Raw genomic sequence first — 14,046 nt, 5'->3', positions numbered from 1 at the left:
CGGCCCCGCCCCCCTCTCGGACGCTCGACACGTCTACTGCTGAGCGGACTTGACCATCCGGTCCAGAAGATTCTTGGTCGCCCTGCGCACCTGTGCGCGCGGCAGGCGCCTGTCGGAGAGCGCCAGTGACCAGTAGAAGGTGCCTGCGGCGAAGCGCATCACACCCTGCGCGTTCTCGCTGAGACAGGTGGCCTGCACCTTCGGCGGCTTCCCCGGCCGCTTGTCGATGTACGGCGATTGGGACAGCAGGGTCCGCCGGTAGCCGACGGGGCTGGGCATCTTCGAGTCGTAGCCGTCGGCCTCGACCCCGACGAGGTAGGGAAGTTCGTCGCCCTCGTTCAGCCCCGTACCCGCCCAGAGCCAGTGGTCGCCCTTGCGCACCACCAGCGGTACGGGCGTCTTGACGATGCCGTTGTACTGCGTGCCGACCACCCCCTGCTCGGCCTGGCGCCCGCCCGGGCTGAGAGTGCGCCAGTAGATGGTGGGCCCTGTGGTGTCCGCAGCCGGGTCGTTGGAATCCTTGTAGCAGGTGACCACCCGGCTGCTCGCCCCTCGCGCCGACGCCTCGAACCGTATATGCCAATAGATGTTGTTGGATGCGAAGAATGCGAGATGGGTTCCGTCCGCGTCCGACTTCTTTATGGAATCCACCATCGGCTTCGACCAGTACTCGTCATGCCCGGGAAAGACCACGGATTTGTAGCGGGAGGTGTCGATGCGGCCCTCGTGCAGATCGACGCTGCTCGCATAGGTGACGTCGTAACCCTCGTTCTCCGCCCACTGGGCGAAACTGGCGTCCAATTCGAACCAGGCGGGCATGCCCGAGTGGTGATAGGGCCGGTCGAAGGAGACCTTGACGGCACGCTGGGGAGCGCCGCCCAGCTTGCCGGTGCTCTCGTACCCCTTGTAGAGGCTCTTTCCGGTGCGTCCGTTCAACGGCCAGATGTTGTAGGCCTGGTACGTGGTGAAGGGGACGATCACCAGGATGTCCGAGCGGCGCGCGGTGTCCCTTACGACGAAGGGCGTGCAACCGCGAAAGCCGTCCTCAGCGGTGAAAACCGCCAGGTAGAGACCGGACGTCCACTCCTGCGGAATGTGCAGTTTCCAGGAGGAGGGCCAGTCGCAGGCGATGAGCCCGGTGTCCGCCTGCGACTTGGGTATGGGGTGCGGTCTTCCGTGCAGCGGCGGGCTGGTGGTCAACGGGCCGACGGCGGACCCCCGTTGTCCGCCGATCCGGTGCACCGCGACGGTGAAATTCTGCGCACGGTCGACCGAGACATGGAAATCCACGGCGGTGCCGCGGGCCACCGAGGTGGCCGAGGCGTAGCCGTGAATGCCCTCCTTGCGGTCGTTCGTGAGGTGTGTGCCCTCCCGGGCTATCCCCCATGAACTGAGCAGCTTCGGCGCATCTCTGTCGCCCGGTGCGCTGTAGACGGGCGAGTGCTTTGCCGCTGCGGGTTTCGTACCGCCCCTGAGTGTGTATCCGACAAGTGCCGCTGTGCTGACACCGAACACGCCCAGCGCGGTGCGACGGGATTTCTTGTCCATACAGGTGCCTCCCCGGGAGACGGAGGGCTTTTTCCCTGCACGTCGTCATGAGCGAGGCAAGCGTAGGAGATGTGAACGTCCGGTAACGCCCATGTTGGGCGGAATACATCATTCCTTGGCGGAGTTGATGGAAAACCGATGGGTTACCGACGGATCCGGCGCCTGATCAGGCGCCGGATCCGTACTCCACGAGTGTGTCCGGGCCGGTCTCGCGATAAAGCGCCCCGGTCTGCGGGCACTCCCAAACCCCGGGCTCGCCCTCACGTGCCGTCAGCTTTACGCCCACGTGGCCGACCCAGCCGATCCTGCGCGCGGGCACGCCCACGACCAGGCCGAAGTCGGGGACGTCCTTGGTCACGACGGCACCGGCGGCGACCATGGCCCACCGGCCGATACGGACCGGAGCCACGGCGACCGAGCGTGCGCCCAGCGAAGCCCCTTCGGCGATCTTCACGCCGACGGCCTCCCAGTCGCCGCCGCGCTTCTGCTTGCCATCGGGGTCCACCGAGCGGGGGTTGTGGTCGTTGGTGAGCACCACGGCAGGACCGATGAACACGCCGTCGGCGAGCTCGGCGGGCTCGTACACGAGGGCGTAGTTCTGAATCTTGACGTTGTTGCCGATCTGTACGCCGGTCCCGACGTAGGCTCCGCGGCCGACCACACAACCCTCGCCCAGCCTGGCCTGCTCACGGATCTGAGCGAGCTCCCAGACACTGCTGCCGTCCCCGATCCGGGCCGTCTCGTCGACCTGGGCGGTGGGCTGGATCCTGTAGTTCACTGAAGGTCTGCCTTTCCGAGTGCATTGTCGACGGGTGAGTTTATGTCGCCGTCGTCGCCCAGCAGCAAACGGTCGTACGTGCCCTGGACGTTCATCCAGTCCCATTCGCGCAGCGCATACTCAGAGGCCGCCAGCCCTGCCGCGGACCGGACCTCCTCGGACGCGGTGACCGAGAGGATTCGCTCCGCCGCCTGCTGCGGCGTGGTGACGATCCAGTCCCCGGGAAACAGAGTGCGTGCGCTGTGCCGGCGGCCTGCCACGAACGGCCAGTCCCTCACCACGGGGACGGCGCCGCTCGCCGCCCCCTCCATCAGGCCGACGTGGCAGCCCTCGCGTACCGAACTGCTGAGAATCACACCGACCTCGGTCAGGATTCCCGGGACGTCCTTGGTCGGGCCCACGCGGCGGACCGCTCCGGAGGCCTCGAGCTCGGCGAGATTCCGTTCCAGCGAGGTGTGATACGCCGCAGCGGCCGGGCTGGTCTCGGGGCTGAATCCCTGCCCGACCATGAGGAGGCGGTATCGGGGGTCCTGCCGGCGCAGGAGCCTGATCACCTCCAGGGCCCAGAGCGGATCCTTGGCGATCTGCCCGATGCCCACAAGACCGACGGTGAAGCGCGCGTCGTCCTGCTTCGGCCGGCTGAAGTGCCGGAGGTCGAGAGCGTTGTGCAGGAAATGCAGTCGCGGCGCTTTGTCCTTGAGCAGCCGGGGCACGGCGGACGTGGTCATGTCCCGCATGTGCTCGGCGATGAACACCACGTCGTCCACACGGGAGAAGTCCATGATGTGCGGCCAGTAGGTGAAGGTCTCGAACTTGTGCAGTCGGACGACGATCCGGGTGGTGCCCGGATCGACGAGAGTGACGAAGGCCGCGGCTGTGGTGCACCACTCGACGAAGATCGTGTCGGCCCAGTCGAGGTGCGGCCGCAGCGCGGCCTCGACCTGGGCCTGGTACCCGGCCTGGGCACCGAGCGGAAGTCCGACCATCCGGCCCAGACCCTTGGCGAGCGGTGAGAGATCAGGATCCGATGCGAGGTCCAGCGTGCGCAGCTCCACGGCCGGGTGATCGGCGTACCGCTCGGTGATCAGCCGGAGGAAGTTGGCGTTGCCCCGGGTGACGAGGAGCAGCCTCAGCGGGCGGTCCTTCGGGGGCTCGGCCGCGGGAAGCGCCCTGCCGCGGGGCGCCGCCACCGCACGCGCGACGGTGCTGGCGCGCAGTGGCGCGGTGAACCTGGCCGGGTCGTCGGACAGCGGCGATACGAGGCGGTCCACATGCGGTACGCGATGGAAGGCGAGCTGGACCGCCTTGCTGAATGCCGCGGCCGCCTCCTTCTTGCGGCCCGCCTTCAGGTGAAGGTCCGCACATGCCAACTCGGCGGCGTACGCGGGGATCAGATGGCGGGGGGTGACACCCCGGGCGAGCTGAGCCTCGGCGGCCTCGCCGAGCACATCGGCCTTGAGCCGGGGATCCCTGATCCGGTGGCCGGCGACACCGAGGATGCGTTCCGCGATGAAAGGTCTGTCGGCGCGCGCCAGCCGAGCCGTTGCGCGGCGGGCAACGTTGGCCAGAAGTTCATCGGGAAGCTGTGGTGTCGGCATGGTGTGGCTCCATGGTCGGGTCCGGGACCTGGACCGTACGGTCAAACGGAAGTGAGCGAAAGCCCGGAAGTGATGGCGTGAGCAAGGCAATTCCGAGGGTTACCGGAACCCACATCAACACCCCCAGCCGGTCCGCCTCCTGGACCAGCGGATGGGCGGCGACCTGGACCGCTCCCACCAGTGCGACCGCGCAGGCGAGCGGGCCCAGTACGCCGCCGTACCGCAGCAGCATCCACAGGGCGAGGGCGGTGAGCACCAGGAAGAACGGCATGGCGGTCTGTTCGGAGAGCCAGTGGCGCCAGAAGTGCAGATCGAGGTCGACGAGCCTGGCCCAGGGATCGGGTACCTCGGGCGACCGGAAGTGCCGGGTGAAGGTGTCCTGGAGGGTGACCTCCGAGGACGGCAGCGCGAGGAGCTTCATGACGAGCGCGATGGCGGCGGCACAGGCCGCCGCTGTGGCACCGAGGAGCAGGACACCCCGCGAACGCCGGAAGCACCAGGTCAGAAGAGCGGCGGCGGCGATCAGAGCGGCCAGCACGAGGGCCGTCGAGTAGCGGGTGACCGTGCATGCCGCGAGAGCCCCGGTGAAGAGGAGCGAGCCGGACAGCGGTCTGCCCCGCGTCATGAGCAGTCCGCCCCACACCGCGCCGAGCACACAGACCGTGACCAGCCCTTCGCCGAGCGCCTGCGTGCTCCACCAGCCGAGAGGACAGATGAGGAAGACGGTCTGGCCGACGGCAGCGGCGGGCGGCGACAATCCGGCGCTGCGCAGAATCCCGGCCACCACCAGAGAGCCGGCCAGGGCCATGAGAAGACCGAGGACGCGCATTCCCGTCAGCACTCCGAACAGGCCGACGAAGGGGGCTGCGAGGAGCGGATATCCGGGCCGGGACGAGAAGACCGACTGATAGCGGGCGTCGTCGGTGGTGATGTCGGGGGCGTCGGCCCAGCGCTTCAGGCAGGAGGCGGCATCGGCCGCCGCCGGCTCCGGCAACGGATCGAGGGCCTTGCTCTCCGCGGCCGCAGTGGAACGACTCGTACAGAAGGCCTCGAGCGCGGTGTGATGGGCTTCGCTCCGGGAGGCGCCCAGATACTGCTCCGCGGCTCGGGCGTAGCGGTAGGAGTCGGGGAAGAGCGTCCATGACGGCCCGGCGGCGAGTTGCAGCAGTACGTAGACACCGCAGACCAGGAGGGGCAGAAGCCACGTACGGCGGGAGGTGGGGGTGCGTGACAACGCGCGGCCTCGGGTGTGCGTACAACCGTGAAAGGGAGCGACAAGCTAGCACGGCGGGGGTGGGGGCAGGAGCCCGGTTTGACCCCCCGGTGCGGGCCCCGTAACCTTGACCGTCGGCGTGTTTTTCTATGCGCCGCACCCTTTGAGCAACTCACCTCCCGGCGTTTCTCGCGGGGGAGGCCGTTCATCCAATCCGGATTGTCGTGGGCTTCGGCCTGCGCGGGCGGCTGGCTTCAGAGGTACCGGTTCCGAGCGAAAGAGAGTCCGCGTGTACGCCATCGTGCGCAGCGGTGGTCGCCAGCACAAGGTTGCTGTCGACGACATCGTTGAGGTTGACAAGATTCCCACCGCCAAGGTTGGCGACACCGTAGAGCTCTCTACGCTGCTCGTTGTCGACGGTGACGCTGTGACCAGCGACCCGTGGGTGCTGGCCGGTATCAAGGTTACGGCCGAGGTCGTCGACCACCACAAGGGTGTCAAGATCGACATCCTTCGCTACAAGAACAAGACCGGCTACCGCCGTCGCCAGGGTCACCGCCAGCAGTACACGGCGATCAAGGTCACCGGTATCCCCGCGGCTGCGAAGTAAAGGGACTGAGACATGGCACACAAGAAGGGCGCATCGTCCACTCGGAACGGGCGCGATTCCAATGCCCAGCGGCTCGGCGTGAAGCGCTTCGGCGGTCAGGTCGTCCTCGCTGGTGAGATCCTGGTCCGCCAGCGCGGCACGCACTTTCACCCGGGCACGGGCGTCGGTCGCGGTGGCGACGACACCCTGTTCGCACTGAAGCCCGGTGCTGTCGAGTTCGGCACGCACCGTGGCCGCAAGGTCGTCAACATCGTTCCGGTCGTTGCAGCCGCCTGATTCCGGGCTGGTTTCACTGCCGTAGAGCGATCTGTCGAAGGCGGACCAGGTTTTCCCGATGCGCACCGCGCATCGGGAAGCCGGTCCGCCTTTGTCGTGTTAAGACGTAAGACAATCCGTTTTTCCCTGTTCCTGGAGGCACACCCATGACCACCTTCGTGGACCGCGTCGAGCTCTATGCCGCCGCGGGTAGCGGAGGCCACGGCTGCGCCTCCGTACACCGTGAGAAGTTCAAGCCGCTCGGCGGACCTGACGGCGGTAACGGCGGACGCGGCGGCGATGTGATTCTCGTCGTCGACCAGGCCGTGACCACGCTGCTGGACTATCACCACTCACCGCACCGCAAGGCGACCAACGGTCAGCCCGGCGCCGGTGACAACCGCTCCGGCAAGGACGGGCAGGACCTGGTCCTCCCCGTGCCCGACGGCACCGTGATCCTCGACATGGACGGCAATGTGCTCGCCGACCTCGTCGGCCAGGGGACGACCTTCGTCGCAGGACAGGGCGGGCGCGGAGGGCTCGGCAACCACGCGCTGGCCTCCGCCCGCCGCAAGGCGCCCGGGTTCGCGCTGCTCGGTGTGCCCGGCGAGTCCCGGGACATCGTCCTGGAGCTCAAGACCGTCGCCGACGTGGCGCTGGTCGGGTACCCGAGTGCGGGCAAGTCCTCGCTGATCTCGGTGCTGAGCGCGGCCAAGCCGAAGATCGCGGACTACCCGTTCACGACGCTGGTTCCCAACCTGGGCGTCGTCACCGCCGGTTCGACCGTCTACACCATCGCCGACGTCCCCGGGCTCATCCCCGGCGCCAGCCAGGGCAAGGGCCTCGGCCTGGAGTTCCTGCGGCACGTGGAGCGCTGCTCGGTGCTCGTGCACGTACTGGACACGGCGACGCTCGAGTCGGAGCGCGACCCGGTGACCGACCTCGACGTGATCGAGGCCGAGCTCACGCAGTACGGCGGCCTCGACGACCGGCCGCGGATCGTGGTGCTCAACAAGATCGACATCCCGGACGGCCAGGATCTGGCGGAGATGATCCGGCCGGAGCTGGAGGCGCGCGGATACCAGGTCTTCGAGGTCTCGGCCGTCGCACGGACCGGTCTCAAGGAGCTGTCGTTCGCGCTCGCCAGCATCATCGCCGAGGCGCGCGCGGCCAAGCCGGTCGACGAGGCGACCCGCATCGTCATCCGGCCCAAGGCCGTGGACGACTCGGGCTTCACCGTCCTGCTGGACGAGGAAGGTGTCTACCGGGTGCGCGGCGAGAAGCCGGAGCGCTGGGTGCGTCAGACCGACTTCAACAACGACGAGGCCGTGGGTTACCTGGCCGACCGCCTCAACCGGCTCGGTGTCGAGACCGCGCTGCTCAAGGCCGGTGCCAAGTCCGGTGACGGTGTGGCCATCGGGCCGGACGAGAACGCCGTCGTATTCGACTGGGAGCCGTCGATGACGGCCGGCGCCGAGATGCTGGGCCGCCGTGGCGAGGACCACCGTCTCGAGGCCCCGCGCCCCGCGACCACGCGCCGCCGGGACAAGGAAGCGGAGCGGGACGACCCGCAGAAGGAGTACGACGACTTCCACCCCTTCTAGGCCGAGACCGGCGGACGGAGTCCGGCGCAGCCGCTCGAAGCTTGTGAGGCCCCCGGGGCCGAGCAATGCGAGGGCGGCGTCGGGAAGCAGTTCCGCAGAAGGAGTACGACGACTTCCACCCCTTCTAAACCGAGGAGTACGACGACTTCCACCCCCTTCTGGAAAGCGAAGGGGGTGGAGTCTTGTCCTGGATGTCCGGTTCGCTACGATGAGCCGGGCATCCACGGATGTGGCGTCAGTCACGCCCTGTGGTGACAGTGGTTGGGGTGCCGCCCTGACCAGGGGGTGAACTCCCGGTATCGCAAGGGTGGTGGGCGGTTGGCGTCCGCCTTGCGAGACGGTCACGGAGAGTGCGACGATCGCACTTGTTCCCTCGTCATCGCAAGGTAGGTCGTCTGTGTCTGTGCAGCACAAAGCAACCAAGCCCCGCACTACAGCAGTCGTGCTGGCCGGTGGGACCGGTCAGCGCGTGGGTCTGTCCATCCCAAAGCAACTGCTGAAGATCGCCGGCAAGGCTGTCATCGAGCACACGCTGGCCATCTTCCAGAACGCCGAAGACATCGATGACGTGATCGTGCTGATGGCGCCGGGCTATGTGCCGGACGTCGAGAAGATCGTCGCCAAGGCCGGACTGACCAAGGTCACGCGGATCATCGAGGGTGGCGCGACCCGCAACGAGACCACCGAGCGCGCCATTTCGGCCCTCGGCGAGGGGCTCGCGGAGGGCGAGGACCGCAATGTCCTCTTCCATGACGCGGTCCGTCCGCTTCTGTCGCAGCGCGTGATCAAAGACTGTGTGGACGCGCTCGACCGCTACCAGGCCGTCGATGTCGCCATCCCGTCCGCGGACACGATCATCCAGACCCGTACCCACGGCGGTGACGGCGAGTTCATCACCGAGGTCCCCGACCGCTCCCGGCTGCGCCGCGGTCAGACCCCGCAGGCTTTCAAGCTCTCGACGATCCGCCGTGCGTACGAGATCGCCGACGGCGACCCGAACTTTCAGGCGACCGACGACTGCACCGTGGTCCTCAAGTACCTGCCCGACGTACCGATCTACGTCGTCGCGGGCGACGAGTACAACATGAAGGTCACCCAGCCCGTCGACGTCTTCATCGCCGACAAGCTCTTCCAGCTGGCCTCCACCGCCGCCCCCCGGCAGGCCGACACGGCCGCCTACCGGGAGCTGCTCGCCGGCAAGACGCTGGTGGTCTTCGGCGGTTCGTACGGCATCGGCGCGGACATCGCGGACCTCGCCAAGGGCTACGGCGCCAGCGTCTACGCACTCGGCCGTTCCACCACCGGCACCCACGTCGACAACCCGGAGCACGTGGACGACGCCCTCTCCAAGGCGTACGCCGAGACCGGTCGCGTCGACTTCGTGGTCAACACCGCGGGTGTGCTGCGCATCGGCAAGCTCGCCGAGACCGACAACGCCACCATCGAAGAGGCTCTGCGGGTCAATTACCTGGCGCCGGTGCAGATCGCCCGTGCCTCGTACAAGTACCTGGCGGAGACCAAGGGCCAGCTGCTGCTCTACACGTCTTCCAGCTACACCCGCGGCCGCGCCGAGTACAGCCTGTACTCCTCCACCAAGGCCGCCATGGTCAACCTCACCCAGGCGCTCGCCGACGAGTGGGCGGGCGACGCGATCCGGGTCAACTGCGTCAACCCCGAGCGGACCGCCACGCCGATGCGGACCAAGGCTTTCGGCCAGGAGCCCGAGGGTTCCCTGCTCTCTTCCGAGGCGGTGGCCCGTACCTCCCTCGACGTGCTGCTCTCCGAGCTCACGGGCCATGTCATCGACGTACGGCAGCAGGACCCGACGCGTGAGGCGAGCGAGACGTCGGACTTCGAAGCCGCGCTGGCCTCGGTCCTGGATCGACAGGAAGATGTGTAATAATCGCTGAATTAGTGAATTCATCGGGCCTTTGTGATCGCTTTCCGCGCCGATCGCAGAGGCCCGAATTCGTGAAGCTCCACCTTCACATATCCCACAAAGTGTGACCCCCCTGGAGCAGGTTCTACGTGATTTCGACAGCCATTCGACTGGCCCGTGTGGGCAGTGGCGCAGAGCTGGCCGCAGCAGTCCTCATGGGGCTCGGCTACCCGTGCGTGATGATCGCCGCACTGATTCCGAATATCTGGTTCTTCGCCGCCGCCACCGTCGTGACGTATGTCGCCGACTGGTATCTGCACCAGCGCGGCAGTTATCTGATCAATCGCCTGGCCAAGGTGCGGGCAGGCCTGTCGATCCGTTTCCTCCTGCGTGAGCTGCTGCTCATCCTGCTGCTCGCGCGCCTGGATCTCGCCGAGGCGAACGTCTATTACGCGGCGGTCGCCTGCTTCCTGGTCTTCTACGGGCTCCAGGCGGCGCACGGCACCCTGACCACCCTCATCCGGCTCCGCCGCACCATGCCGGTGGTGACCCGGAACGTCGACCTCGCCGGCATCCGCATCCCCGCGGCCCCGCCGCAGCGGCTGCTGAACCGTTCAGCCGAGAAGATGCTCCACCTCGACGTCTTCGCGGTGGCCGGACTGCTGATCGCCGCCCAGGGCGGCAACCACACCTTCGGGTACATCGGCATCGCCGCGACGCTGGTCCTCGGTGCGCTCTACATCGCCATACTGGTTCCGTACATCCGCAAGGGCCGCCGGGTCCCCGGCCCCGACGCGGTGCTCAAGGTCATCGACAAGTGGCTGGTCGAGTACCGGCCGACCGTGGTGCTGTACTTCTCCGGCTCCAAGGACTCCGCCTACCAGGCCAATATGTGGCTGGATGCGATGCGGGACGTCGAGGGACGGCCGCTGATCATCCTGCGTGAGCGCAATATCGTCCCGCAGCTCGGCTCGACCTCCGTGCCCGTCATCTGCGTGCCGGGCGGGGTGCACCTGATGAACATGAACCTCTCCACGGTGCGCGTCGCGCTGTACGCCGCCAACGTCGGCAAGAACATCCACCTGCTCCGGGTGCCCACCATGAAGCACGTCTTCATCGGGCACGGCGACAGCGACAAGCTCGCCAGCGTCAACCCGTTCAGCAAGGTGTACGACGAGGTGTGGACCGCGGGCCGGGCCGGCCGCGACCGTTACGCGCTGGCCGACGTCGGTGTGCGCGACGAGGACATCGTCGAGGTGGGCCGCCCGCAGCTGGCGCCCATCAAGACGTGGACCGGCGCTCCCGCGAACCCGGTGCCGACCGTGCTGTACGCCCCCACCTGGGAGGGCTGGGACGACAACCCGGGCAACACCTCCCTGCTGCTGGCCGGCGAGAACATCGTCAAGCGGCTGCTGAACGCGGACCACCCCGTACGGGTGCTCTACAAGCCCCACCCCTTCACCGGCACCCGCAGCCGCAAGGCCGCCGGGGCCCACGCCCGTATCACCGCCATGGTGGAGAAGGCCGCCGCCGAGCGCGCCTCCGATGCCCGCTGGGCCAAGGAAGCCGCCGCCTCGCAGGGGGACCGGGTCTCGGCCCGGGCCGAGCTGGCCCGTATCGGAGCCAGGCTGACCGAGCTGGCCAGTGCGGGACAGTCCGCGGGTGACGAGGCCGAGGAGTCGCGTGTGGCGCTGGCCGATCCGGCCCGCGAGGCGGAGACCACCAGCCTCAAGAAGCAGTGGAACGAGGCGTACTGGCGCTCGTTCGGGTGGTGGGAGCACAAGATCGTCACCGGCGCCGAGCCGCATCTCTACGACTGCTTCAACGTCTCCGACGGCATGGTCTCCGACATCTCCAGCGTCGTCTCGGACTTCATCGCGAGCGGCAAGCCGTACGCGGTCACCGACTCGGCAGAGCTGGGCGTCGACGAGTTCAAGCGGCAGAACACCGCCGTGCGCGCCGCCGTCGTCCTCTCCAACTCGGCTGCGGAGATCGGGGATCTGCTCGACGCGATCACCGGCTCGGCCGCCGACCCGATGGCGGTCGAGCGGCGCGAGCTGAAGCAGTATCTGCTCGGCCCCGACGAGCCGACCTCGATGGAGCAGTTCAACACCGCTGTACGGAACCTGGCCGCCAAGGCCGAGACGCGCAATCAGGGCGTGGCCCAGCGCGTCTCGGATCCCCTTGCCGCCCCGGGGCTCAACGACTCCGATGTCACCGGGGTCGACACGGCGGTCGCAGGCTGATCAGTGCGTAACCCTGCGTGACCAACTGTGGCTGTCTGTGCTCACTTGCGCAGGCGGCCACAGTCGCTTCTCATACACCGCGGATAGGATTCGAGGGAACGGATGCCGAACTTCCGGCTACGACTGGGCATGGGACAGGAAACGTGAAGGCACTCATACTCTCCGGCGGGGCGGGCACCCGTCTGCGCCCGATCACGCACACCTCCGCCAAGCAGCTCGTGCCGGTGGCCAACAAGCCGGTGCTCTTCTACGGCATCGAGGCCATCGCCGACGCGGGCATCACCGAGATCGGGATCGTCGTCGGCGACACCGCCGCCGAGATCCGCGAAGCCGTCGGTGACGGATCCCGCTTCGGCGTCAAGGTCACCTACATCCCGCAGGACGCGCCGCTGGGCCTGGCCCACGCCGTGCTCATCGCCAAGGACTTCCTGGGCGACGACGACTTCGTGATGTACCTCGGTGACAACTTCATCGTCGGTGGCATCACCGGTCTTGTCGAGGGCTTCCGCAGCGACCGCCCCGCCGCCCAGATCCTGCTCACCAAGGTCCCCAACCCCACCTCCTTCGGTGTCGCCGAGCTCGATGCCGGCGGCCGTGTGGTGGCCCTGGAGGAGAAGCCGAAGGTCCCCAAGAGCGACCTGGCGCTGGTCGGCGTCTATCTCTTCACCCCGGCGATCCACGAGGCCGTACGGTCCATCGAGCCGTCCGGGCGCGGCGAGCTGGAGATCACGCACGCCATCCAGTGGCTGATCGACGAGAAGCGCGATGTGCGCTCCACGACCATCTCCGGGTACTGGAAGGACACCGGCAACGTCACCGACATGCTGGAGGTCAACCGGTCCGTCCTGGAGACGGTCGAGCCCGTCATCGAGGGCACGGTCGACGAGGCCAGCGAGATCATCGGCCGGGTCCGCGTCGAGGCGGGTGCCCAGGTCACAGGATCGCGCATCGTCGGACCCGCGATCATCGGCGCGAACACCGTGATCAGCGACGCGTACGTCGGTCCCTTCACCTCGGTCTCAGAGGGATGCCGGATCGAGGACAGCGAGATCGAGTACTCCATCGTTCTGCGGGGCGCCTCCATCACGGGCGTGCGCCGCGTCGAGGCCTCGCTCATCGGCCGCGACGTCGAGGTGACCCCCGCCCCCCGTAACCCCGCAGCTCACCGACTCGTGCTCGGCGACCACAGCAAGGTGCAGATTTCTTCATGACGACCCCTTCTTCTCCCGCCCGCCCAACCCGGATTCTGGTGACCGGCGGCGCCGGTTTCATCGGCTCCCACTACGTCCGTACGGTGCTCGGTGCCGAGGGCCCGGGCGACGTGGCGATCACGGTGCTCGACAAGCTCACCTACGCGGGCAACCCGGCCAACCTCGACGAGGTGCGCGACCACTCCGGCTTCGCCTTCGTCGAGGGCGACATCTGCGACCCCGAGCTGGTCGCCGGGCTGATGGCCGACCACGACCAGGTGGTGCACTTCGCCGCCGAGTCGCACGTCGACCGTTCCATCGACGGGGGCGCCGAGTTCGTCCGTACGAACGTCGTGGGCACCCACACCCTGATCGACGCGGCCCACCGGGCCGGCATCAAGACCTTCGTGCACATCTCCACCGACGAGGTCTACGGCTCGATCGACGAGGGCTCCTGGCCCGAGACCCACCCGCTGGAGCCCAACTCGCCGTACTCATCGGCGAAGGCCTCCAGCGACCTGATCGCGCTGTCGTACCACCGCACACACGGCCTCGACGTGCGGGTGACCCGCTGCTCCAACAACTACGGGCACCACCACTTCCCGGAGAAGGTCATCCCCCTCTTCGTGACCAATCTGCTGGACGGCAAGAAGGTGCCGCTGTACGGCGACGGCGCCAACGTCCGCGACTGGCTGCACATCGACGACCACGTCCAGGGCATCGAGCTGGTCCGCACCAAGGGCCGCGCGGGCGAGGTCTACAACATCGGCGGCGGCACGGAGCTCTCCAACAAGGAGCTCACCGGGATGCTGCTCGATGCGTGCGGGGCGAACTGGGACGAGAGCGTGGAGTACGTCGAGGACCGCAAGGGCCACGACCGCCGCTACTCGGTGGACTGCACCAAGATCCGCGAGGAGCTCGGTTACGTACCGCGCAAGAGCTTCGAGCAGGGCCTGGCCGAGACGGTGCAGTGGTACCGCGACAATCGTGCCTGGTGGGAGCCGCTGAAGGAGCGCGCCTCGATCGCCTGACACGAGGTGTGAGAGACCCTGTTCGCCGGGGCGGAAGGTTGCACTCCTTTACGGTGCAACCAACTTCCGCCCCGGCGAGTCTTTTTGAGTGGTC

General features: G+C 67.5%; 11 protein-coding genes. 7 read left to right on the top strand and 4 right to left on the bottom strand.

Features of this window, described 5'->3' with window-relative positions; translation table 11 throughout:
• Positions 1-33 precede the first annotated feature (33 nt).
• From J0695_RS15235 to J0695_RS15220, 4 genes are all read right to left on the bottom strand, one after another.
• On the bottom strand, positions 34-1,548 hold the full coding sequence (locus J0695_RS15235; RefSeq protein ID WP_206962567.1) for a N,N-dimethylformamidase beta subunit family domain-containing protein: 1,515 nt from the start codon (positions 1,546-1,548) through the stop codon (positions 34-36).
• Positions 1,549-1,714: 166 nt separating this feature from the next.
• The gene (locus J0695_RS15230; RefSeq protein WP_206962566.1) at positions 1,715-2,326 is read right to left on the bottom strand and encodes an acyltransferase; all 612 of its coding nucleotides are present in this window, start codon (positions 2,324-2,326) and stop codon (positions 1,715-1,717) included.
• Positions 2,323-3,924, bottom strand: coding sequence for a glycosyltransferase (locus J0695_RS15225; protein WP_206962565.1), 1,602 nt, complete (start codon positions 3,922-3,924; stop codon positions 2,323-2,325). The genes J0695_RS15230 and J0695_RS15225 overlap by 4 nt, the downstream gene beginning before the upstream one ends.
• On the bottom strand, positions 3,899-5,158 hold the full coding sequence (locus J0695_RS15220) for a glycosyltransferase family protein (RefSeq protein ID WP_206962564.1): 1,260 nt from the start codon (positions 5,156-5,158) through the stop codon (positions 3,899-3,901). Before J0695_RS15220 ends, J0695_RS15225 begins: the two co-directional genes overlap by 26 nt.
• A 268-nt stretch (positions 5,159-5,426) precedes the next feature.
• Between J0695_RS15220 and rplU the strand changes: the two genes are divergently transcribed.
• From rplU to rfbB, 7 genes are all read left to right on the top strand, one after another.
• On the top strand, positions 5,427-5,747 hold the full coding sequence (gene rplU, locus J0695_RS15215; protein ID WP_206962563.1) for a 50S ribosomal protein L21: 321 nt from the start codon (positions 5,427-5,429) through the stop codon (positions 5,745-5,747).
• 12 nt (positions 5,748-5,759) lie between these two features.
• Entirely contained in the window at positions 5,760-6,023 is a 264-nt protein-coding gene (gene rpmA, locus J0695_RS15210) for a 50S ribosomal protein L27 (RefSeq protein ID WP_206962562.1), read from the top strand.
• Between the two features lie 146 nt (positions 6,024-6,169).
• Complete coding sequence (gene obgE, locus J0695_RS15205; protein ID WP_206962561.1) at positions 6,170-7,606, top strand: GTPase ObgE; 1,437 nt, start codon at positions 6,170-6,172, stop codon at positions 7,604-7,606.
• Between the two features lie 397 nt (positions 7,607-8,003).
• Entirely contained in the window at positions 8,004-9,506 is a 1,503-nt protein-coding gene (locus tag J0695_RS15200) for a bifunctional cytidylyltransferase/SDR family oxidoreductase (RefSeq protein ID WP_206962560.1), read from the top strand.
• A gap of 128 nt (positions 9,507-9,634) precedes the next feature.
• Entirely contained in the window at positions 9,635-11,731 is a 2,097-nt protein-coding gene (locus J0695_RS15195) for a CDP-glycerol glycerophosphotransferase family protein (RefSeq protein WP_206962559.1), read from the top strand.
• Positions 11,732-11,874: 143 nt separating this feature from the next.
• Complete coding sequence (locus tag J0695_RS15190; RefSeq protein ID WP_206962558.1) at positions 11,875-12,942, top strand: glucose-1-phosphate thymidylyltransferase; 1,068 nt, start codon at positions 11,875-11,877, stop codon at positions 12,940-12,942.
• The gene (gene rfbB, locus J0695_RS15185) at positions 12,939-13,952 is read left to right on the top strand and encodes a dTDP-glucose 4,6-dehydratase (RefSeq protein ID WP_206962557.1); all 1,014 of its coding nucleotides are present in this window, start codon (positions 12,939-12,941) and stop codon (positions 13,950-13,952) included. Before J0695_RS15190 ends, rfbB begins: the two co-directional genes overlap by 4 nt.
• Positions 13,953-14,046 lie beyond the last annotated feature (94 nt).

The sequence above is a fragment of the Streptomyces beijiangensis genome, from assembly GCF_017315755.1.
Taxonomy (GTDB): Bacteria; Actinomycetota; Actinomycetes; order Streptomycetales; family Streptomycetaceae; genus Streptomyces; species Streptomyces beijiangensis.
This window is presented reverse-complemented; position numbering and strand designations above follow the sequence as displayed.